This is a genomic window from Streptomyces sp. KL2, assembly GCF_046529545.1.
Taxonomy (GTDB): Bacteria; Actinomycetota; Actinomycetes; order Streptomycetales; family Streptomycetaceae; genus Streptomyces; species Streptomyces radiopugnans.
In genome coordinates this window covers 4602928-4623085 of record NZ_CP127170.1, presented here as the reverse complement: position 1 = coordinate 4623085, position 20158 = coordinate 4602928, and the positions used below count along the sequence as shown (strand labels likewise).

At 71.3% G+C, this 20158-nt stretch carries 13 protein-coding genes and 1 tRNA gene; 5 read left to right on the top strand and 9 right to left on the bottom strand.

Annotated elements, in window-relative coordinates; all coding sequences use genetic code 11:
* Positions 1–100 precede the first annotated feature (100 nt).
* Complete coding sequence (locus QPK52_RS20770) at positions 101–1261, bottom strand: branched-chain amino acid ABC transporter substrate-binding protein (RefSeq protein ID WP_410538972.1); 1161 nt, start codon at positions 1259–1261, stop codon at positions 101–103.
* A gap of 459 nt (positions 1262–1720) precedes the next feature.
* The gene (locus tag QPK52_RS20765; RefSeq protein ID WP_410540413.1) at positions 1721–2374 is read right to left on the bottom strand and encodes an ANTAR domain-containing response regulator; all 654 of its coding nucleotides are present in this window, start codon (positions 2372–2374) and stop codon (positions 1721–1723) included.
* 123 nt (positions 2375–2497) lie between these two features.
* Between QPK52_RS20765 and QPK52_RS20760 the strand changes: the two genes are divergently transcribed.
* Positions 2498–2572 (top strand) — tRNA-Leu (locus QPK52_RS20760).
* Positions 2573–2682: 110 nt separating this feature from the next.
* Positions 2683–3465, top strand: coding sequence for a helix-turn-helix domain-containing protein (locus tag QPK52_RS20755; RefSeq protein ID WP_410538971.1), 783 nt, complete (start codon positions 2683–2685; stop codon positions 3463–3465).
* 108 nt (positions 3466–3573) lie between these two features.
* On the opposite strand, the gene pyk is transcribed toward QPK52_RS20755, so the two are convergent.
* The 3 genes from pyk to QPK52_RS20740 form a co-directional block, all read right to left on the bottom strand.
* Positions 3574–5007, bottom strand: coding sequence for a pyruvate kinase (gene pyk, locus QPK52_RS20750; RefSeq protein ID WP_410538970.1), 1434 nt, complete (start codon positions 5005–5007; stop codon positions 3574–3576).
* 587 nt (positions 5008–5594) lie between these two features.
* On the bottom strand, positions 5595–8129 hold the full coding sequence (pepN, locus tag QPK52_RS20745; protein ID WP_410538969.1) for an aminopeptidase N: 2535 nt from the start codon (positions 8127–8129) through the stop codon (positions 5595–5597).
* Between the two features lie 118 nt (positions 8130–8247).
* Entirely contained in the window at positions 8248–8553 is a 306-nt protein-coding gene (locus QPK52_RS20740; protein WP_410538968.1) for a chorismate mutase, read from the bottom strand.
* Positions 8554–8691: 138 nt separating this feature from the next.
* Between QPK52_RS20740 and QPK52_RS20735 the strand changes: the two genes are divergently transcribed.
* Positions 8692–9162: a PPOX class F420-dependent oxidoreductase gene (locus QPK52_RS20735; RefSeq protein ID WP_410538967.1), complete on the top strand. Its 471-nt coding sequence runs from the start codon at positions 8692–8694 to the stop codon at positions 9160–9162.
* 134 nt (positions 9163–9296) lie between these two features.
* Here the strand turns inward: QPK52_RS20735 and QPK52_RS20730 are convergent, their stop codons facing one another.
* From QPK52_RS20730 to lgt, 4 genes are all read right to left on the bottom strand, one after another.
* On the bottom strand, positions 9297–10760 hold the full coding sequence (locus QPK52_RS20730; RefSeq protein WP_410538966.1) for a glutamate synthase subunit beta: 1464 nt from the start codon (positions 10758–10760) through the stop codon (positions 9297–9299).
* Positions 10753–15321, bottom strand: coding sequence for a glutamate synthase large subunit (gene gltB, locus QPK52_RS20725; protein WP_410538965.1), 4569 nt, complete (start codon positions 15319–15321; stop codon positions 10753–10755). Before gltB ends, QPK52_RS20730 begins: the two co-directional genes overlap by 8 nt.
* Before the next feature lie 352 nt (positions 15322–15673).
* Positions 15674–16420 carry a VIT1/CCC1 transporter family protein gene (locus QPK52_RS20720; protein WP_410538964.1) on the bottom strand — a complete coding sequence of 249 codons (747 nt, stop codon included), beginning with the start codon at positions 16418–16420 and terminating at the stop codon, positions 15674–15676.
* A gap of 196 nt (positions 16421–16616) precedes the next feature.
* Complete coding sequence (gene lgt / locus QPK52_RS20715) at positions 16617–17600, bottom strand: prolipoprotein diacylglyceryl transferase (protein WP_410538963.1); 984 nt, start codon at positions 17598–17600, stop codon at positions 16617–16619.
* Positions 17601–17984: 384 nt separating this feature from the next.
* On the opposite strand from lgt, the gene QPK52_RS20710 reads away from it, so the two are divergent.
* Entirely contained in the window at positions 17985–18374 is a 390-nt protein-coding gene (locus QPK52_RS20710; protein ID WP_410538962.1) for a DUF485 domain-containing protein, read from the top strand.
* Complete coding sequence (locus QPK52_RS20705; protein ID WP_410538961.1) at positions 18371–20071, top strand: cation acetate symporter; 1701 nt, start codon at positions 18371–18373, stop codon at positions 20069–20071. Before QPK52_RS20710 ends, QPK52_RS20705 begins: the two co-directional genes overlap by 4 nt.
* Positions 20072–20158 lie beyond the last annotated feature (87 nt).

Sequence of the window (20158 nt, the reverse complement as noted above, 5' to 3'; positions counted from 1 at the left end):
GGAGGCGGACGCCCAGCACGAAGGCGGTGTCCGCCGGGTGTCACGCCGGCCGGCGCGGGAGCGAACCCGCCGCGCCGGCCGGCCGGAAGCGTCGGCCTGCTCAGCCGGCCAGCTCGTCGACGCTGCCCTGGTACTCGATGCCCTCGCCCTTGACCTGGTACAGGTAGATGGTCTGGTTGGTGAACTCACCCTTGTCGTCGAAGGAGAACTCCTTCGTCAGACCCTTGTACTTCGCCCCGCGCAGAGCGTCCACCAGCGCCTGGCGCTCGACGCCGCCGTCCTCGTGGAGCTTCTTGATCTCCTCGATGATCATCGAGGCGGCGTCGTACGACTCGGCCGAGTACGTGCCCGGAGCCTGCTTGAACTCCTTCTCGTAGTCCGCGGCGAACTTCTTCGTCGCGTCCTCCTTGGTGGCGTCCGTGCACGGGCAGGTCAGCAGCCAGCCGTCCGAGGCGTCGCCCGCCAGCTCTATGAACTGCGCGTCGTTGGTGCCGTCACCCGACATCGCCACACCGTCGAAGCCCGCCTCCTTGAGCTTCTTGGCGAACGGGCCGGCGTCCTGGTAGTAGCCCGCGTAGATCAGCGCGTCCGGCTTGTTCTTGGTGACGTTCTTCGCCGCGGCGCTGTAGTCCGGCGTCTTCTGCGGCACGCTCTGGCGCACCACGTCCACACCGGCGGCCTTCAGGTCCTTCTCGGCGACGTCCGCCAGGCCGATGCCGTAGTCGGTCTTGTCGTCGACCACCACGACCTTCTCTGCCTTGACCTTGCCCGACAGGTACTTCGCCATCCCCGCGCCCTGGGCGCTGTCGTTCGGCACCGCGCGCAGGAACGTCTCGTAGCCCTTGGTCGTCAGGTCGGGGCGCGTCGCCGACGACGACAGCGCCACCAGGCCCGCGGCCCCGTACACCTCGGCGGCCGTGTCCGCCGGACCCGAGAACGCCGGGCCGATCACCGCGACGACGTCCTCGTCGTCGATCGCCTTCTGCGCGGCCGCCGTCGCCTTGTCCGGCAGACCCTGGTCGTCGACCGGAACGTACTCGACCTTGAACCCGAGGTCGCCCTCGGCGTTCGCCTGGTCGATCGCCAGCTTGATGCCGTTCTCCATGTTCTGGCCGAGCTGCACGTTGTCGCCGGAGAGCGGGCCCTGGAAGGCGATCTTGTACGCGTCGCCGCTTCCGCTGTCCCCTCCGCCGCAACCGGTCAGCGCGAGCGCGCCGACGGCCATGGGAATGGCCAGCTTGACGATGGTCTTGTTGAGCACGTGGAACCCCCTGGAGCCTGCTCAGATCACGACGACCGCCGTACGTTCCGGCGTCGCGGTCCGCACGTACGTACGTGCGGCGTGGCCCGGAATCTATTGCCCCAGAAGCAGACCAGATAGGTGAGAGCGACAGATGTGATCTCCCTGTGACCTGCGCCATGCGCCGGAAACAGAACACTCCTTACCGAAGAACGGACAGAAAGGGAAAGATCATCAGGGGTCGGACCCGGCGAATTCCGAACCGCCGGTCACAAAACCCGTCCCCCGCAGCCCACTTGCGACCGCACACGGCCCACACGAAGATCCGGAACCCCCCTCCCCCTCCGACACCCCCCAGCTCACGCGGGGCCGGCGCCGCCGAAGGCGGCCGCGGCCCGCGCTTTGCGGCCCGGCACCGGCAACGACCCCCGCCGCATCCGGGCCGCACCCCCGAGCGGCCCCGCGCACCCCCGGGCGGCGTCACCGCTGCTGCTTCTTCTCCTCCGCGTCCTGGATCACGGCCTCGGCCACCTGCCTCATCGACAGCCGGCGGTCCATCGAGGTCTTCTGGATCCACCGGAACGCGGCCGGCTCGGTCAGCCCGTACTGCGTCTGCAGCACCCCCTTGGCCCGGTCCACCAGCTTCCGCGTCTCCAGCCGCTGCGCGAGGTCGGCGACCTCCCGGCTCAGCACCTTCATCTCGTTGAACCGCGACACCGCCATCTCGATGGCGGGCACCACGTCGCTCTTGCTGAACGGCTTCACCAGGTACGCCATCGCGCCCGCGTCCCGCGCCCGCTCCACCAGCTCGCGCTGCGAGAAGGCGGTCAGCATCAGCACCGGGGCGATCGACTCCTCGGCGATCTTCTCGGCCGCCGAGATCCCGTCGAGCACGGGCATCTTCACGTCCATGATCACCAGATCCGGCCGGTGCTCCCGCGCCAGCTCCACGGCCCGCTGCCCGTCCCCGGCCTCGCCGACGACGTCGTAGCCCTCCTCCTCCAGCATCTCCTTGAGGTCCAGGCGGATCAGCGCCTCGTCCTCGGCGATGACGACCCGCGTCGTCTCCGGAGGCACGTGCGCCCGCTCGCCGGCCGCGCCGGCTCCGCTGTCGGCGCCGGCGTCGGTGCTGATGGGCTCGGGGATGTCCGCGGTGCTCACTGGGCTCCTCGTTTTCCGGCCAGGTGGACCACAAGAGCCTACCTAGTTCCTGTAAGGTGTACCTACGTCGGGAGGCCCCAGCCTTCGATTCACATGGCCCCGGTAGCCCAATTGGCAGCAGGCAATGGATTCAAAACCCATACAGTGTCGGTTCGAATCCGACCCGGGGCACTCTACCTTTATTTCCAAGGTTGCAAGCAAAGCGGGAAAACTTCACTGATCAGAGGGAACGCCCCTCGGATCCTCCCCCGGGGAACAGCCTCTCGTGCACGCTCGCGAGCATGTACGACCTCGCCACGCGGAAGCGTGTTCTCGCCCTCGTCGACCAGGGTCGCAGCCTCAACTCCGTCAGCAGGCAGACCGGGATATCCCGCTCCGCGATCCGCGCCTGGCAGATCCGCGTCCAGCCGCTCCCGAACGCCTCACGGGAGGAGGAGTGCTTCCGGTGCGGACCCGAGCCGTCCCTCCCCGCCGACCGGCCCGCCTACGCATACCTGCTCGGCCTCTATCTGGGCGACGGCTGCCTCAGTGCGCACCCCCGGCGTGACGGCCACTATCTGCGTATCGCCTGCGCGGACGCCTGGCCCGGGCTGATCACCGCGTGCCGCGAGGCGATCACCGCCGTCCTGCCGGACCGGAACGCCTACCTCGTACAGGCGCAGGGGTGCGTCATGGTCACCTCCTACGGCCGTCACTGGACCTGTCTGTTCCCCCAGCACGGGCCGGGCAGGAAGCATGAGCGGCGCATCGCCCTGGAGCCCTGGCAGCAGGAGATCACCGATGAGCACCCCTGGGAGCTGATCCGGGGGCTCGTCCACTCCGACGGCTGCCGGATCACCAACTGGACGACACGTCCCGTCGGCGGGGTGCGCAAGCGCTACGAGTACCCGCGGTACTTCTTCACCAACACCTCCGAGGACATCGTGCGCATCTACGGAGAGACCCTGGACCGGCTGGGGGTCGAATGGCGGGCCGTACGCCGCCCCTCCGGGACGTACAACGTCTCCGTCGCCCGCCGGGCGTCCGTGGCGCTGATGGACGCGCACATCGGCCCCAAGCACTGAAGCGGGCGGGTGCGCGGGGACGGGGGAAGTCCCGGCCGCCGCTGGCGCGGGGCGGCGGCCGGGGCTTCCCGGTTCACGGGGCGGCCGGTCGGGCCGTACGGGGCCGGGTCAGCGGGCGGGGTGCTCCTCGCCGATGCGGTGGACGCGGACCATGTTGGTGGTACCGGGGACGCCGGGCGGCGAGCCGGCGGTGATGATCACCTTGTCGCCCCTCTCGCAGCGCCCCACCTCCAGCAGCCTCCGGTCGACCTGCTCCACCATCTCGTCGGTGCTGCGCGCGGTGGGCCCGAGGAAGGTCTCCACGCCCCAGGTGAGGTTGAGCTGGGCGCGGGTGGCCGGGTCGGGGGTGAAGGCGAGGACGGGGACCGGTGAGCGGTAGCGGGACAGGCGGCGGACGGTGTCGCCGGACTGGGTGAAGGCGACGAGGAACTTGGCTCCGAGGAAGTCGCCCATCTCGGCCGCGGCACGGGCCACGGCGCCGCCCTGGGTGCGGGGCTTGGCGCTCTCGGCGAGCGGGCGGAGGCCCTGGGAGAGCATGTCCTCCTCGGCCGCGGCGACGATGCGGCCCATGGTCCTGACCGTCTCGACCGGGTACTTGCCGACGCTGGTCTCGCCGGAGAGCATCACGGCGTCGGTGCCGTCCATGACGGCGTTGGCCACGTCGGACGCCTCGGCGCGGGTGGGCCGGGAGGAGTCGATCATCGAGTCGAGCATCTGGGTGGCGACGATGACCGGCTTGGCGTTGCGCCGGGCGAGGGCGACGGCGCGTTTCTGCACCAGGGGGACGGCTTCCAGGGGCATCTCGACGCCGAGGTCGCCGCGGGCGACCATGAGGCCGTCGAAGGCGGCGACGATCTCGGCGAGGTTCTCCACCGCCTGGGGTTTCTCGATCTTGGCGATGACGGGGAGGTGGCGGTCCTCCTCCTTCATGACGCGGTGGACGTCGGCTATGTCGCGTGCGCTGCGGACGAAGGAGAGGGCTATGACGTCCACGCCGGTGCGCAGTGCCCAGCGCAGGTCGTCGACGTCCTTGTCGGAGAGGGCGGGCACGGAGACGGCGACGCCGGGGAGGTTGAGGCCCTTGTGGTCGGAGACCATGCCGCCCTCGGTGACCTCGGTGCGGATGCGGGGGCCGTCGACGGCGGTGACCCTCAGGGTGACGCGGCCGTCGTCGACGAGGACGAGTTCGCCGGGTGTGACGTCGTCGGCGAGTCCTTCGTAGGTGGTGCCGCACTGTTCGCGGTCGCCCTCGACGTCCTCGGTGGTGATGGTGAACTCCTCGCCGCGTTCGAGGAGTACGGGGCCTTCGCGGAATCGTCCGAGCCGGATCTTCGGGCCTTGAAGGTCGGCGAGGATGCCGACGCTGCGGCCGGTCGCCTCGGACGCCCGGCGCACGCGGTGGTAGCGCTCCTCGTGCTCGGCGTGGGCGCCGTGGCTGAGGTTGAGGCGGGCGACGTCCATTCCGGCTTCGACGAGCGCTTTGATCTGCTCGTACGAATCGGTGGCGGGGCCCAGGGTGCAGACGATTTTCGCGCGGCGCATGGCAGCGACCCTACGACTTACCCGCCGGTAGGGAACTGTGGAGAGGGAACTGTTCAACGGCCGTTCCATATAGGGCCGTTAACAACTTGTGAAATGGGCGCAAGGCCGCTCGGATGAGCATTCCCGTTTTCCCCGGCGGCATATGACGGCGGGTGCGGGCTTTTCCCCGCTGCGCGGGAGTCGTCGGACGACCGCCCGGAAATCGCGGAACGCCTCATTCCCCCGTTCCCGCCTCCACTGTCCCTTCCGGACTGCGCCGGCGTCGGCCCGAGGAGCCGCCTGCGCGCCCGCTGTCGGCAGGGACGCCGGCCGCGGCGGAGTCCACGCAACGTCGCCATGGAGGCGGCCGTACGCGCCGCCCGAAGGCGCCAGGCGCACGATCGCGAGGAGAACAGCATGCCGCTCGACGGCAGAGGCTTTCCGGGCCGTACCGTTCCGGTCTTCTGAGAACCGGCCACCGCCACCGATCCGGACGACAAGACGCACCTGCCGGCCGGGGCGAGGAGTTCCCGGGAAGCGATCCGTGCGCCGACCGGTGAACCGGGGTGCCGGGTCCGTCCGTGGTCGGGGCCCGGCACCGCGGGGCGTCAGTGCGCCGCGCGGACGCGCAGGGCGCGGGCGAGGTCGTCGAGTTCGTCGGCGAGGGGGCGGCGCAGGGCGGGGGTGAGCAAGTCGTCGGCCAGGCACCGCTGTCCCAGGGCCAGGGTGTCCGCGTCGGTGAAGGGGCGGGGGAAGCCGTGCCGTCCCAGTGCCTGGGCGATGGCGGGGCCGCGGCGGGCGGCGAGGGCGGGGGCCTGTGCGAAGTAGCGGGGCACGTAGTCGCGCAGCAGGTCGTGCTGCTCTGTGTGCCAGAAGCCCTGGAAGGTGGCTTTGAGCAGGTAGTTGGAGAGGGTGTCGGACTCGTCGAACAGGGCCTGCCAGGCGGCTTCCTTGGCGGTGGCGTCGGGCAGGGCCGCGCGGCAGCGTGCGGCGCCCTCGGTGCCGGTGGCGCTGGGGTCGGCGTCGAGTGCGGCACCGATGTCGGAGGTGTTCACCGCGCCGAGGACGGCGAGGCGGTGCAGGAGCCGCCAGCGCAGTTCGTGGTCGAGGGGGCGCCCGCCGGGGAGGGTGCCGGTGGTCCACCAGTGGTGGAGGCCGCCGGGGGTGGTGGCGCTGTCGATGGCGGCGCGTACGGCGGTCAGGCGGATTCCCCCGTCGCGTCCGCCGCCGGCCGGTTCGCGCTCCAGCAGGGTGAGGGCGAGGTCGGTGAGGGTCTCCAGGGCGGCGGTGCGCTGCCCGGGCGGCAGGTAGCGGTCGGCGATCTCGTGGCGGGCGAAGTCCAGTACGCCGGCGACGACGGCGTCGTCCCTCTCGTGGGGCAGGTGGGCGCGGGCGGTGTCCAGGTAGTCGGCGGGGGGCAGTCGGCCGTCGCGGACCATGTCGCGGGCCGCGTTCCAGACGGTGGCGCGGGTGAGCGGGTCGGGCAGCTGGGCCAGGGCGCGTCGCACGGTGCGCCAGGAGCCGGTGTCCAGGCGGATCTTGGCGTAGGTGAGGTCGCGGTCGTTGAGGAGGACGAGGTCGGGGCGGGGGCCGTCGGCGGTGAGGGTGTGGCCGCCGTCGGCGGGGATGTCGGCTGTGAGGGGTTCGCGCGGTGCCAGGCGCTCCTTTCCGGTTCCGCCGTCCAGGTCGTACAGGCCGACGGTGACGCGGTGGGGGCGGTTGCCGGTGTGGGCGATCTCCAGGTGCCAGCGCCGGCCGTCCCGTCCGGGGGTGGTGCCGGTGGTGATGCGGGGGGTGAGGGTGTCGGCGCCGCTGGTGCGCAGCCAGCGTTCGGCCCAGGTGCGGACGTCGCGGCCGGAGGCGCGGGTGAGGGAGTCGAGGAGGTCGGCGAGGGTGGCGTTGCCGAACCGGTGGCGGGCGAAGTGGTCGTTGATTCCGGCGAGGAAGGGCTTCTCGCCGAGCCAGGTGACCAGTTGGCGCAGTGCGGAGGCTCCCTTGGCGTAGGAGATGCCGTCGAAGTTGAGCAGGGCGGTGGCGGTGTCGGGCACCGCCTCGGGCTCGGGGGCGACGGGGTGGGTGGAGGGGCGCTGGTCGGCGTCGTAGCCCCAGGACTTGCGGTCGACGGCGAACTCGGTCCAGGTGCCGGTGAAGCGGGTGGCCTCGGCGACGACCTGGTAGCCCATGTACTCGGCGAAGGACTCGTTGAGCCAGATGTCGTCCCACCAGCGCAGGGTGACCAGGTCGCCGAACCACATGTGGGCCATCTCGTGGGCGATGGTCACGGCCCGGCTCTGGAGCTGGGTGTCGGTGACGGCGGAGCGGTGGACGTACTCGTCGCGGAAGGTGACCAGCCCGGGGTTCTCCATGGCGCCGGCGTTGAACTCGGGGACGAACGCCTGGTCGTAGGAGTCGAAGGGGTAGGGCTCGTCGAAGATCTCGTGGTAGCGGTCGAAGCAGGCGCGGGTGATGTCGAGCAGTTCCTGCGCGTCGTCGTCGAGGTGGCTGCCCAGGGACTGGCGTACGTGGAGGCCGAAGGGGATGCCGGCGTGCTCGGTGCGCACCGAGTGCCAGGGGCCGGCGGCCAGTGCCACGAGGTAGGTGCTCAGTGGCGGGGTGGGGGCGCATTCCCAGCGGCCGGGTTCCCCTTCGGCGCGGCGGGCGGTGCCGTTGCCGAGGACGGTCCACTCCCGGGGTGCGGTGGCGGTGACGGTGAAGGGGGCCTTGAGGTCGGGCTGGTCGAAGGCGGCGAAGACGCGGGGGGCCTCGGTCTGGAAGCACATGGTGTAGAGGTAGGTGCGGCCGTCGGCGGGGTCGGTGAAGCGGTGCATGCCTTCGCCGGTGCGCGAGTAGGCCATGTCGGCCTCGATGCGCAGTTCGTGCTCGCCCGCGCTCAGTCCGGTCAGCGGCAGGCGCCCGTCGGTGAGGGAGGCGGTGTCGAGGCCGTGTCCGTCGAGGACGGCCCGGTGGAGGGTGCGGGGCCGTACCTCGACGAAGGTGTCGCCCGCTTCGCGGGTGGTGAAGCGGACGGTGGTGGTGGAGCCGAAGACCTCCTCGCCCCGGGTCAGGTCGAGGTCGATGGCGTAGTGCTGGACGTCGATGAGCCGGGCTCGGCTCCGCGCCTCTTCGCGGGTCAGTGCGGGCATGGCGCTCATGCTGCCGTATCGGCCGGGCGGGGCGCACCGGGTGTCCCGCGCCGTGCCCCCGGGCCGGTGGTGGGCGGGACGGCGGGGGCCGGCCGTGCGGCCGGGGCGGCGGGGCTCGTCAGGAGCGGGCGATGGTCTCGTGGTGGCGGATGACCTCGGCGATGATGAAGTTCAGCAGCTTCTCGGCGAAGGCCGGGTCGAGTTTGGCGCTCTCGGCGAGGGAGCGCAGCCGGGCGATCTGCTGGGCCTCGCGGGCGGGGTCGGCGGGGGGCAGCCGGTGTTCGGCCTTGAGGCGGCCGACCTGCTGGGTGCACTTGAAGCGCTCGGCGAGCATGTGCACCACGGCGGCGTCGATGTTGTCGATGCTGTCGCGCAGCCGGGCGAGTTCTGCCTGCACCGACGGGTCGATCTCGCTGTTCGTCATGGTCACCGACTCTATGCGCTCGGGGTCTTCCCTCCCGCTCCAGGTCCGGCGGGACGGTGTTCGGGGCGCAGTACGTGCGGGACGGCGGGCCGCGGCGTGCTGGGGCGGCGCCCGGGCGGGGCGGCATAGGCTCGGATCATGAGCCCTTCCATCGCCACCAACACCCGTGTCGGTCCCGACGAGCTGCTGGACTTCGTGCGCCCCCGCCACCGGGCGGTGCTGCTCACCCGCCGTGCCGACGGCTCCCCGCAGGGGTCGCCGGTGTCGTGCGGGGTGGACGGCGCGGGGCGGATCGTGGTCTCGACGTATCCCGAACGCGCCAAGGCGCGCAACGCCCGCCGTGATCCGGCCGTGAGCGTGATCGTGCTGTCGGAGGACTTCGACGGTCCGTGGGTGCAGGTGGACGGCACCGCCGAGGTGCTGGACGTGCCCGAGGCTGTGGAGCCGCTGGTGGAGTACTACCGGGCGATCGCGGGCGAGCATCCGGACTGGGACGAGTACCGCGAGGCGATGGTGCGGCAGGGCAAGTCGCTGCTGCGGATCACGCCGGTGCGCTGGGGTCCGGTGGCCACGGGCGGTTTCCCGGCCCGGCTGGCCCGGGGGTCCTGACCCGTCCGCGGACGCGGCGCGGCGCCGGCCCCCGGTCGGGGAGGGGGTCGGCGCCGCGGTCTGTGTGTCCGTGCCGGTGCGGGCGGCCGTCCGAGGCGGCCTGCCGCCCGCGCCGCGCGGACGGCCGGGGTGCGTCAGACGGTCAGTGCGCGGTCGGTCGGCCTGATCGGTGCCGGCAGGGAGCTGGTGCCGGTCAGGTAGCGGTCCACGGCCCTGGCCGCCGAGCGGCCTTCGGCGATGGCCCACACGATCAGGGACTGGCCGCGGCCGGCGTCGCCGGCGACGTAGACGCCGTCGACGTTGGTGGCGTAGTCGGCGTCGCGGGCGACGTTGCCGCGCTCGTCCAGTTCCAGGCCGAACTGCTCGACCAGGCCGTTGGTCCTGTCGATGCCGGTGAAGCCCATGGCCAGGGTGACGAGCTGGGCCGGGATGCGCCTCTCGGTGCCCGGCTTGGGCTCGAGCCTGCCCTGCTTGAACTCGACCTCGACCAGGTGCAGGGCCTGAACGTTGCCGTCCTCGTCGCCCCCGAAGTGGGTGGTGGAGACGGAGTAGACCCTCTCGCCGCCCTCCTCGTGGGCGGAGGTGACCTTGTAGAGCATGGGGAAGGTGGGCCAGGGCTGGCTCACCGGGTCCCGCTCGTCGTTGGGCCGGGGCATGATCTCCAGCTGGGTGACGGAGGCCGCGCCCTGGCGGTGGGCGGTGCCGACGCAGTCGGCGCCGGTGTCGCCGCCGCCGATGACGACGACGTGCTTGCCCTCCGCGGTGATCGGCGGGGCGACGTAGTCGCCTTCCTGGACCTTGTTGGCCAGGGGCAGGTACTCCATCGCCTGGTGGATGCCGCGCAGTTCGCGGCCGGGCACGGGCAGGTCGCGGGCGGTGGTGGAGCCGGCGGCGATGACGACGGCGTCGTAGCGCTTGCGCAGGTCGGCGGCGTCGATGTCGCGGCCGACCTCCACTCCGGTGCGGAACTTGGTGCCCTCCGCGCGCATCTGCTCGATGCGGCGGTTGATGTGGCGCTTCTCCATCTTGAACTCGGGGATGCCGTAGCGCAGCAGTCCGCCGATGCGGTCGGCGCGCTCGTAGACGGCGACCGTGTGGCCGGCGCGGGTGAGCTGCTGGGCGGCGGCCAGGCCCGCGGGGCCGGAGCCGATGACGGCGACGGTCTTGCCCGACAGGCGCTCGGGCGGCTGCGGGGTGACGCCGCCGGCCTCCCAGGCCTTGTCGATGATGGTGACCTCGACGTTCTTGATGGTCACCGGGGGCTGGTTGATGCCCAGTACGCAGGCGGACTCGCAGGGGGCCGGGCACAGCCGCCCGGTGAACTCCGGGAAGTTGTTGGTCGCGTGCAGCCGCTCTCCGGCGGCCTGCCAGTCCCCGCGCCAGGCGTAGTCGTTCCACTCGGGGATGAGGTTGCCCAGGGGGCAGCCGTTGTGGCAGAACGGGATGCCGCAGTCCATGCACCGGCCGGCCTGCTTGCCGATGATCGGCAGCAGGGAGCCGGGGACGTAGACCTCGTTCCAGTCCTTGACGCGCTCGGGCACGGGGCGGGTCCGGGCGACCTCGCGGTCGGTGTTCAGGAAGCCCTTGGGATCAGCCATTGGTCGCCGCCTCCATCATCTTCTCGTGGATCTGGTCCTGGGACAGTCCGGCTCGCTCGGCGGCGTCCTTGGCGGCGAGCACTGCCTTGTAGGTACGGGGCATGATCTTGCTGAAGCGGCCTGCGGCCCTCTCCCAGTCGGCGAGCAGCTTCTCCGCGACGGTGGAGCCGGTCTCCTCGTGGTGGCGGCGCACCACGTCGTGCAGCCACTGCCGGTCGGTGTCGCCGAGGGGTTCGACGGCTCCGGCGATGTCGGGGTTGACGTCGTCGGCGTCGAGGTCGATGACGTACGCGGTGCCGCCGGACATGCCGGCGCCGAAGTTGCGGCCGGTGCGGCCCAGGACGACGGCCGTGCCGCCGGTCATGTACTCGCAGCCGTGGTCGCCCACGCCCTCGGAGACCACCAGCGCGCCGGAGTTGCGGACGCAGAATCGCTCGCCGACGCTGCCGCGCAGGAACATCTCGCCGCCGGTGGCGCCGTAGGCGAGGGTGTTGCCGGCGATGGTGGAGTACTCGGCCAGGTGGGAGGCGCCCCGGTCGGGGCGGACGACGACGCGTCCGCCCGACAGGCCCTTGCCGACGTAGTCGTTGGCGTCGCCCTCCAGGCGGAGGGTGATGCCGCGCGGCAGGAAGGCGCCGAAGGACTGGCCGGCGGAGCCGGTGAAGGTGATGTCGATGGTGTCGTCGGGCAGGCCGGCGCCGCCGAACTTCTTGGTCACCTCGTGGCCGAGCATGGTGCCGACCGTCCGGTTGATGTTGCGGATGGGCACCTGGGCGCGCACAGGCCGGGCGTCCTCGGCGGTGTCGGCCGACAGGGCGTCGGCGGCGAGCTTGATGAGCTGGTTGTCCAGGGCCTTGGCCAGGCCGTGGTCCTGGGGGACTACCTGGTGGCGGGCGGCGCCCTCGGGCAGTTCGGGGACGTGCAGCAGCGGGGCCAGGTCCAGTCCCTGGGCCTTCCAGTGGTCGACCGCGCGGCTGACGTCGAGGACCTCGGCGTGGCCGATGGCCTCGTCCAGGCTGCGGAAGCCCAGTTCGGCCAGGAGTTCGCGGACCTCCTCGGCGATGAACTCGAAGAAGTTCACCACGTGGTCGGCCTTGCCGCTGTAGCGGCCGCGCAGCACCGGGTTCTGGGTGGCGATGCCGACGGGGCAGGTGTCCAGGTGGCACACGCGCATCATCACGCAGCCGGAGACGACCAGCGGGGCGGTGGCGAAGCCGTACTCCTCGGCGCCCAGGAGGGCGGCGATGACCACGTCGCGGCCGGTCTTGAGCTGGCCGTCGGTCTGGACGACGATGCGGTCGCGCAGGCCGTTGAGCAGCAGGGTCTGCTGGGTCTCGGCCAGGCCCAGCTCCCAGGGGCCGCCCGCGTGCTTGAGGGAGGTGAGGGGGGAGGCGCCGGTGCCGCCGTCGTGGCCGGAGATCAGCACGACGTCGGCGTGGGCCTTGGAGACGCCCGCCGCGACCGTGCCGACGCCGACCTCGGAGACCAGCTTCACGTGGATGCGGGCGGCGGGGTTGGCGTTCTTCAGGTCGTGGATGAGCTGGGCGAGGTCCTCGATGGAGTAGATGTCGTGGTGCGGCGGCGGGGAGATGAGCCCCACGCCCGGCGTGGAGTGCCGGGTCCTGGCCACCCACGGGTAGACCTTGTGGCCGGGCAGCTGGCCGCCCTCGCCGGGCTTGGCGCCCTGGGCCATCTTGATCTGGATGTCGTCGGAGTTGACCAGGTACTCGGACGTGACGCCGAAGCGGCCGGAGGCGACCTGCTTGATGGCCGAGCGGCGGGCCGGGTCGTACAGCCGCTCGGGGTCCTCGCCGCCCTCGCCGGTGTTGGACTTGGCGCCCAGCCGGTTCATGGCGATGGCGAGGGTCTCGTGGGCCTCCTGGGAGATGGAGCCGTAGGACATGGCGCCGGTGGAGAACCGCTTGACGATCTCGGAGACGGGCTCGACCTCGTCGAGGGGGATCGAGGGCCGCTCGGACTTCAGGCCGAACAGGCCGCGCAGCGTCATCAGGCGTTCGGACTGCTCGTCCACGCGCCGGGTGTACTGCTTGAAGATGTCGTAGCGGCGGGTGCGGGTGGCGTGCTGGAGGCGGAAGACCGTCTCCGGGTCGAACAGGTGCGGCTCGCCCTCGCGGCGCCACTGGTACTCGCCGCCGATCTCCAGGTTGCGGTGGGCCGGTGCGATGCCGGAGGCCGGGTAGGCCTTGGCGTGGCGGGCGGCGACCTCCTTGGCGATGACGTCCAGGCCCGCGCCGCCGATCTTGGTGGCGGTGCCGTGGAAGTAGGTGTCGACGAAGTCCTGCTCCAGGCCGACGGCCTCGAAGACCTGGGCGCCGCGGTAGGAGGCGACGGTGGAGATGCCCATCTTGGACATGACCTTCAGCACGCCCTTGCCGAGCGCCTTGATCAGGTTGCGGATGGCGGTCTCGGGGTCGGTGTCGGCGGGCAGGAAGGTGCCGGCGCGGACGAGGTCCTCGACGGTCTCCATGGCCAGGTAGGGGTTGACCGCGGCGGCGCCGTAGCCGATGAGCAGGGCGACGTGGTGGACCTCGCGGACGTCTCCGGCCTCGACCAGCAGGCCCACCTGGGTGCGCTGCTTGGTGCGGATGAGGTGGTGGTGGACGGCGGAGGTCAGCAGCAGGGACGGGATCGGCGCGTGCTCGGCGTCGGAGTGGCGGTCGGACAGGACGATCAGGCGGGCGCCGTCGGTGATGGCGGCCTCGGCCTCGGCGCAGATCTCCTCGATCCGCTCGGCCAGGGCCGCTCCCCCGCCGCCGACGCGGTAGAGACCGGAGAGGGTGACGGCCTTCATCCCCGGCATGTCGCCGTCGGCGTTGATGTGGACGAGCTTGGCGAGCTCGTCGTTGTCGATGACCGGGAAGGGCAGGGTGACGCTGCGGCAGGAGGCCGCGGTGGGTTCCAGCAGGTTGCCCTGGGGGCCGAGGGAGGAGATCAGCGAGGTGACGAGTTCCTCGCGGATGGCGTCCAGCGGCGGGTTGGTGACCTGGGCGAACAGCTGGGTGAAGTAGTCGAAGATCAGCCTCGGGCGCGTCGAGAGCGCGGCGATGGGCGAGTCGGTGCCCATCGAGCCGATCGGCTCGGCGCCGGTGCGGGCCATCGGGGCGAGCAGGACGCGCAGTTCCTCCTCGGTGTAGCCGAAGGTCTGCTGGCGGCGGGTGACCGAGGCGTGGGTGTGGACGATGTGCTCGCGCTCGGGCAGGTCCTCCAGTTCGATGATCCCGGCCTCGAGCCACTCCTGGTAGGGGTGCTCGGCGGCGAGGGCGGCCTTGATCTCGTCGTCCTCGATGATGCGGTGCTCGGCGGTGTCCACCAGGAACATGCGGCCGGGCTGGAGGCGGCCCTTGCGGACGACCTTGTCCTGGTCGATGTCCAGGACGCCGACCTCGGAGGAGAGGACGACCAGGCCGTCGTCGGTGACCCAGTAGCGTCCCGGGCGCAGTCCGTTGCGGTCCAGGACGGCGCCGACCTGGGTGCCGTCGGTGAAGGTGACGCAGGCCGGCCCGTCCCAGGGCTCCATCATCGTGGAGTGGTACTGGTAGAAGGCGCGCCGGGCGGGGTCCATGGAGGGGTGGTTCTCCCACGCCTCGGGGACCATCATCAGCACTGCGTGGGGCAGGGAGCGGCCGCCGAGGTGGAGCAGTTCCAGGACCTCGTCGAAGGATGCGGAGTCGGAGGCGTCCGGGGTGCAGACGGGGAAGATCCGCTCGATGCCCCTGGCGTCCTTGCCGCCGAAGAGGTCGGAGACCAGCTGGGACTCGCGGGCGCGCATCCAGTTGCGGTTGCCGCGGACGGTGTTGATCTCGCCGTTGTGGGCGACGAAGCGGTAGGGGTGGGCCAGCGGCCAGCTGGGGAAGGTGTTGGTGGAGAACCGCGAGTGGACCAGCGCGATGGCGCTGGCGAAGCGGCGGTCGGACAGGTCGGGGAAGAAGGGTTCGAGCTGCCCGGTGGTCAGCATGCCCTTGTAGACGATCGTCCGCGCGGACAGCGACGGGAAGTAGGTGCCGGCCTCTCGTTCGGCGCGCTTGCGCAGCACGAAGGCCTTGCGGTCCAGGGCCAGGCCGGTGTTCACGCCGTCGGCGACGAAGAGCTGTCGGAAGGCGGGCATGGTGGCGCGGGCGCCGCTGCCCAGCAGTTGCGGGGCGACGGGGACATCGCGCCAGCCCAGGACGTTCAGGCCCTCCTCGGCGGCGATCGTCTCGATGCGCGTGACGGCCTCGGCGCTGTCGGCCTCGCCGGTGGGGAGGAAGGCGGTGCCCACGGCGTACGAGCCCGCCTCGGGCAGGTCGAAGCCGGCGGTCTCGCGCAGGAAGGCGTCGGGGACCTGGACCAGGATGCCCGCACCGTCGCCGGAGTCGGCCTCGGCGCCGGTGGCGCCGCGGTGCTCCAGATTCCGCAGGACGGTCAGCGCCTGGTCGACCAGCGTGTGGCTCGCCTCACCGGTGAGGGTGGCCACGAAGCCGACGCCGCAGGCGTCGTGCTCGTCGCGCGGGTCGTACATTCCCTGCTTGGCAGGGTAGGCCGTCAGGGGCGCAGCACGCATCGGCTCTCCCGTCGTCATGGTGGGGCTTGGTGGCGCCTTGCGGAGCCGGCCCGGAAGGCACCGAGGGACGACGTTGGCCCTCTGCGGAACAAATTTTCGTGCAGGTTACATGATGAGGTTTCTTCCGAGGAGCGGACACCTCGGTCCACCATGCGGACCTGCGGTGGGGGTCGAATCGGGCATACGGTACACAGCCGCTGCGTGGATCCGGACTGCGTCGGCGACACTGCCAGAAGCGCTCGTTGTTCATTCCCGACGGTGACACGGCTGAAACCGGCGGGTAACAGACGAGCGGGGGTTCCAGGAGTTGAACAGCTCACACCGGGCCGGGACCGCGCCCTCGCGGCCCCGCTCAGCCCACGGCTACTCCGAACAGGGTACCGAGCCCGTAGGTGACCGCGGCCGCCGCGCCGCCCAGGGTGAGCTGCCGCAGCCCGCTGTACCACCACGGGCGTACGGTGATCTTGGAGACCAGCACGCCGCACAGGAACAGGCCCAGCAGCGCCACCAGCACGGCGGGCCACAGCGCGACCGCTCCCAGCAGGTAGGGCAGCACGGGTATCAGCGCGCCCACCGCGAAGGCGCCGAAGGAGGAGACGGCGGCGACCACGGGCGAGGGCAGATCGCCCGGGTCCACGCCCAGCTCCTCGCGCGCGTGGATCTCCAGCGCCTGGTCGGGGTCCCTGGACAGCTGCGCGGCGACCTTCAGGGCCAGCTCGGGTTCCACGCCCCGGCCCACGTACAGCTCGGCCAGCTCCCGCTGCTCGTCCTCGGGGCTGCGGCGCAGTTCGCGCCGCTCCACGTCCAGCTCGGCCAGGACCAGCTCGCGCTGGGAGGCCACCGAGGTGTACTCGCCGGCCGCCATGGAGAAGGCTCCGGCCGCCAGTCCCGCGAGACCGCTGATGATGATCACGGTGCGGTCCACGTTGCCGCCCGCGACACCCGTCATCAGGGCGAGGTTGGAAACCAGCCCGTCCATGGCCCCGAAGACGGCCGGGCGCAGCCAGCCGCCGGTCACATCGCGGTGGGTGTGGTTGTCACGGTGCGCGGAGTTCGGGGCTCCGGGCCGCAGGGTGATCTCGCTTCCGTCTCCGGCCATGGACGACATCCGCCTGCGCCTCCTGAAATTCCCCCGTACGGTGCCCGACGCCTCGACCGTACGTCCGCCCCCGGGTGCGATTCCAGCAAGGCAGGCCGAACTTACCTCGCTGGCCTGGGGTTTCGCCGCGGCATGGAGAAGGCCCCGGCCGTGCCGGAGAGGCGCGGCCGGGGCCGGGGCGGTTCTCGCCGCCGGGTCAGCCCGCGGTGGAGGCGGACGCCCCGCCGGCGGGCTCGGCGCGCTCCGGTCCGTCGGCCCGGTCCTGCGCGGCCTTCCCCTCGCCCTCGGTGGAGCCCTTCGCCGCCGCGCCGCCGCCGGTACCGGTGCCGTCGGCGTCGGCGGCGTCATCGGTGTCGGCGTCGGCCTTATCCGCCGCCGGCTCCACCACGTCCTCGCGCCCCGGGCGGAGCCTGGCCGAGAGCACGATGTAGGCCACCGCCGCCAGGAAGACGACGATCGAGGTCCAGTTGTTCAGACGCAGGCCCCAGATCTCGTGGGCCTCGTCGATGCGCAGGTACTCGATCCAGAAGCGGCCCACCGTGTAGGCCGCGACGTACAGCGCGAAGGCGCGGCCGTGGCCGAGGCGGAAGCGGCGGTCGGCCCAGATCACCAGCAGGGCGACCCCCACGCACCACAGCGACTCGTACAGGAAGGTGGGGTGGAAGGTGCCCGTGTCGACGCCGTTGTCGATCCTCACCGCCCACGGCAGGTCCGTGGGGCGCCCGTACAGCTCCTGGTTGAACCAGTTGCCCCAGCGGCCGACGGCCTGGGCGAGCGCGATGCCGGGGGCGATGGCGTCCGCGTAGGCCGGCAGCGGGATGCCCCGCCTGCGGCAGCCGATCCAGGCGCCCACCGCGCCGAGGGCGATCGCTCCCCAGATGCCGAGTCCGCCCTCCCAGATCTTGAAGGCGTCGACCCAGTCGCGGCCCTCGCCGAAGTAGAGCTGGTAGTCGGTGACGACGTGGTAGAGGCGGCCGCCGACCAGGCCGAACGGGACCGCCCACACGGCGATGTCGGCGACCGTGCCGGGCTGTCCGCCACGGGCGACCCAGCGCTTCCCGCCGAGCCAGACCGCGATGAAGACGCCGACGATGATGCAGAACGCGTAACCCCGCAGCGGGACCGGTCCGATGACGATCTCGCCCGACGACGGGCTGGGGATGAAGGCAAGGGTTTCCATGACCCCACGAACGCTACCGTGCCGGGCCCCGAAGGCGCCGCTTCACCCCGGCAACGGGTGCGTAACGCGCGTGGGGACGGGGTGAGGCCCGCGCGACGCGTATGCGACCCGCGGCCCGGGAGGGGCCCGACGGGCCGTCGCCGCGCCCCGGTGCGCGCCCCGGTGCGCGCTCCGTCGCCGTTTCCCCCGCGAGGGTGACCGCTCGGCGCGGAAGAGCGACCGTTCGGCGCACGACGGTCTACCGTTCGGCGCACGCATCCGGCGTTCGCCGCACGCCGCGATCAGCTTCTTCACCCCGGGTGTGACGCACCTTACGTTCCCCGCATTCCTTTTCCGCTCCCGTACGTCGTGTCGTGTCGCGTCGTGTCGATGAAGGAGGCGGCAGTGTCCGCAGACCGTCTACAACAAACCCTGGACCCCGCCGGGGACGCGGAGGACCGCATGGTGGCCATGCACAGCGATCCGCGTTTCGACCAGCTCAGGCGGAGCCTGATGAGGTTCGTGCTCCCGGTGAGCGTCGGCTTCCTCGCCTGGTACCTGCTGTACGTGCTGATGTCCGCCTACGCCCGTGACGTGATGTCCACGGTCCTCTTCGGCGATGTCAACGTGGCCCTGGTGTTCGGGATCCTCCAGTTCGTCAGCACCTTCGGCATCGCGATCATGTACGCGCGCTACGCCGACCGGAAGGTCGACCCGCTCGCGGACGACCTGAGGGCCGAACTGGCCGGTGCGCCCGCGGGCTCCTCCGCCGGCCGGACGGGAGGACGGGCATGACGAACACCGCTTCCGGCGTGCTCCTGGCGGCCGAAGAGGTCAGCTCCAGCAGCCGTACCCTCACCATCCTGGTGTTCGTCATCATGATCGCCGTGACGCTCGGCGTCACGGTGTGGGCGGGCCGCCAGACGAAGTCGGCGACCGACTTCCACTCCGGCGGACGCGAGTTCACCGGTATGCAGAACGGCTTCGCCATCGGCAGCGACTACATGTCCGCCGCGTCCTTCCTGGGCATCGCGGGCATGATCGCGCTGTTCGGCTACGACGGCTTCCTCTACTCCATCGGCTTCCTCGTCGCCTGGCTGGTGGCCCTGCTGCTGGTCGCCGAGCTGCTGAGGAACTCCGGCCGCTTCACCATGGCCGACGTGCTGTCGTACCGGATGCAGCAGCGCCCGGTGCGCACCGCCGCGGCCGTGTCCACCATCACCGTGTCGATCTTCTACCTGCTGGCCCAGATGGTCGGCGCCGGCGCGGTCGTCGCCCTCCTGCTGGGCATCCAGCCGGGCGAGACGTACCTGGGCATGGACGCCGACACCGCCAAGATCGTGGGCATCGTCGTCGTCGGCATCCTGATGACCCTGTACGTGACCTTCGGCGGCATGAAGGGCACCACCTGGGTGCAGATCATCAAGGCCGGCATGCTGATGGGCGGCACCATCATCCTGGCCTTCCTGGTGATGGCCGTCTACGGCTTCGACTTCGGCGAGCTGATGAGCGACGCCGCAGGCGCCAGCGGCGCCGGGCAGTCCTTCCTGGAGCCGGGGCTGCGGTTCGGCGTCGAGGTGCCCGGTGACGCCCTGCAGACGATGTGGAACAAGCTGGACCTGATCAGCCTGGGCATGGCTCTGGTGCTGGGCACCGCGGGCCTGCCGCACATCCTGATCCGCTTCTACACCGTTCCGGACTCCAAGGCCGCCCGCAAGTCCGTCAACTGGGGCATCGGCCTGATCGGCTCGTTCTACCTGATGACCCTGATCCTGGGCTTCGGCGCCGCGGCCCTGGTGGGCAAGGAGGCCATCACCGCCCAGGACGCCGCGGGCAACACCGCCGCGCCACAGCTCGCCCGGCAGGTCGGGGAGCACTTCGGCGGCGAGTTCTTCGGCTCGGTGATGCTGGCGGTCATCGCGGCCGTCGCCTTCGCGGCGATCCTGTCCACGGTGGCCGGCCTGGTCATCGCCTCCTCCTCGTCCCTGGCGCACGACTTCTACAACAGCGTGGTGCGCAGGGGCCGGGCCTCCGAGCACGAGGAGATCAAGGTCGCCCGTCTGTCGGCCTTCGGCATCGGCGCCGCGTCGATCGTCCTGGCGATCTTCGCCCAGAGCCTCAACGTGGCCTTCCTGGTCGGTCTGGCCTTCGCCATCGCCGCCTCGGCCAACCTGCCGACCCTGCTGCTGAGCCTGTTCTGGAAGCGGTTCAACACCCGGGGCGCGGTCGCGGGCATCTACGGCGGTCTGATCAGCGCGGTCGGCCTGGTGATCTTCTCGCCGGTGTTCTCCGGCACCGAGAAGGCGCTGATCCCGGGCATCGACATCGCCTGGTTCCCGCTGACCAACCCGGGCCTGGTCTCCATCCCGCTCGGCCTGCTGTGCGCGATCGTCGGCACGCTGTCCTCGGGCGAGAGCAACCCGCGGCGCTTCGCCCAGCTCCAGGTGCGGGCCCTGACCGGAGCCGGCGCCGAGGGCGCGGCCAGGCACTGACCGCGCCCCGGACCGGGCCCGCCGACCCTCCGGGCGGGCCCCCGGGCCCCCGGTGGCGGGTGCTTCTCTCCGGCGTGACCCCCCACG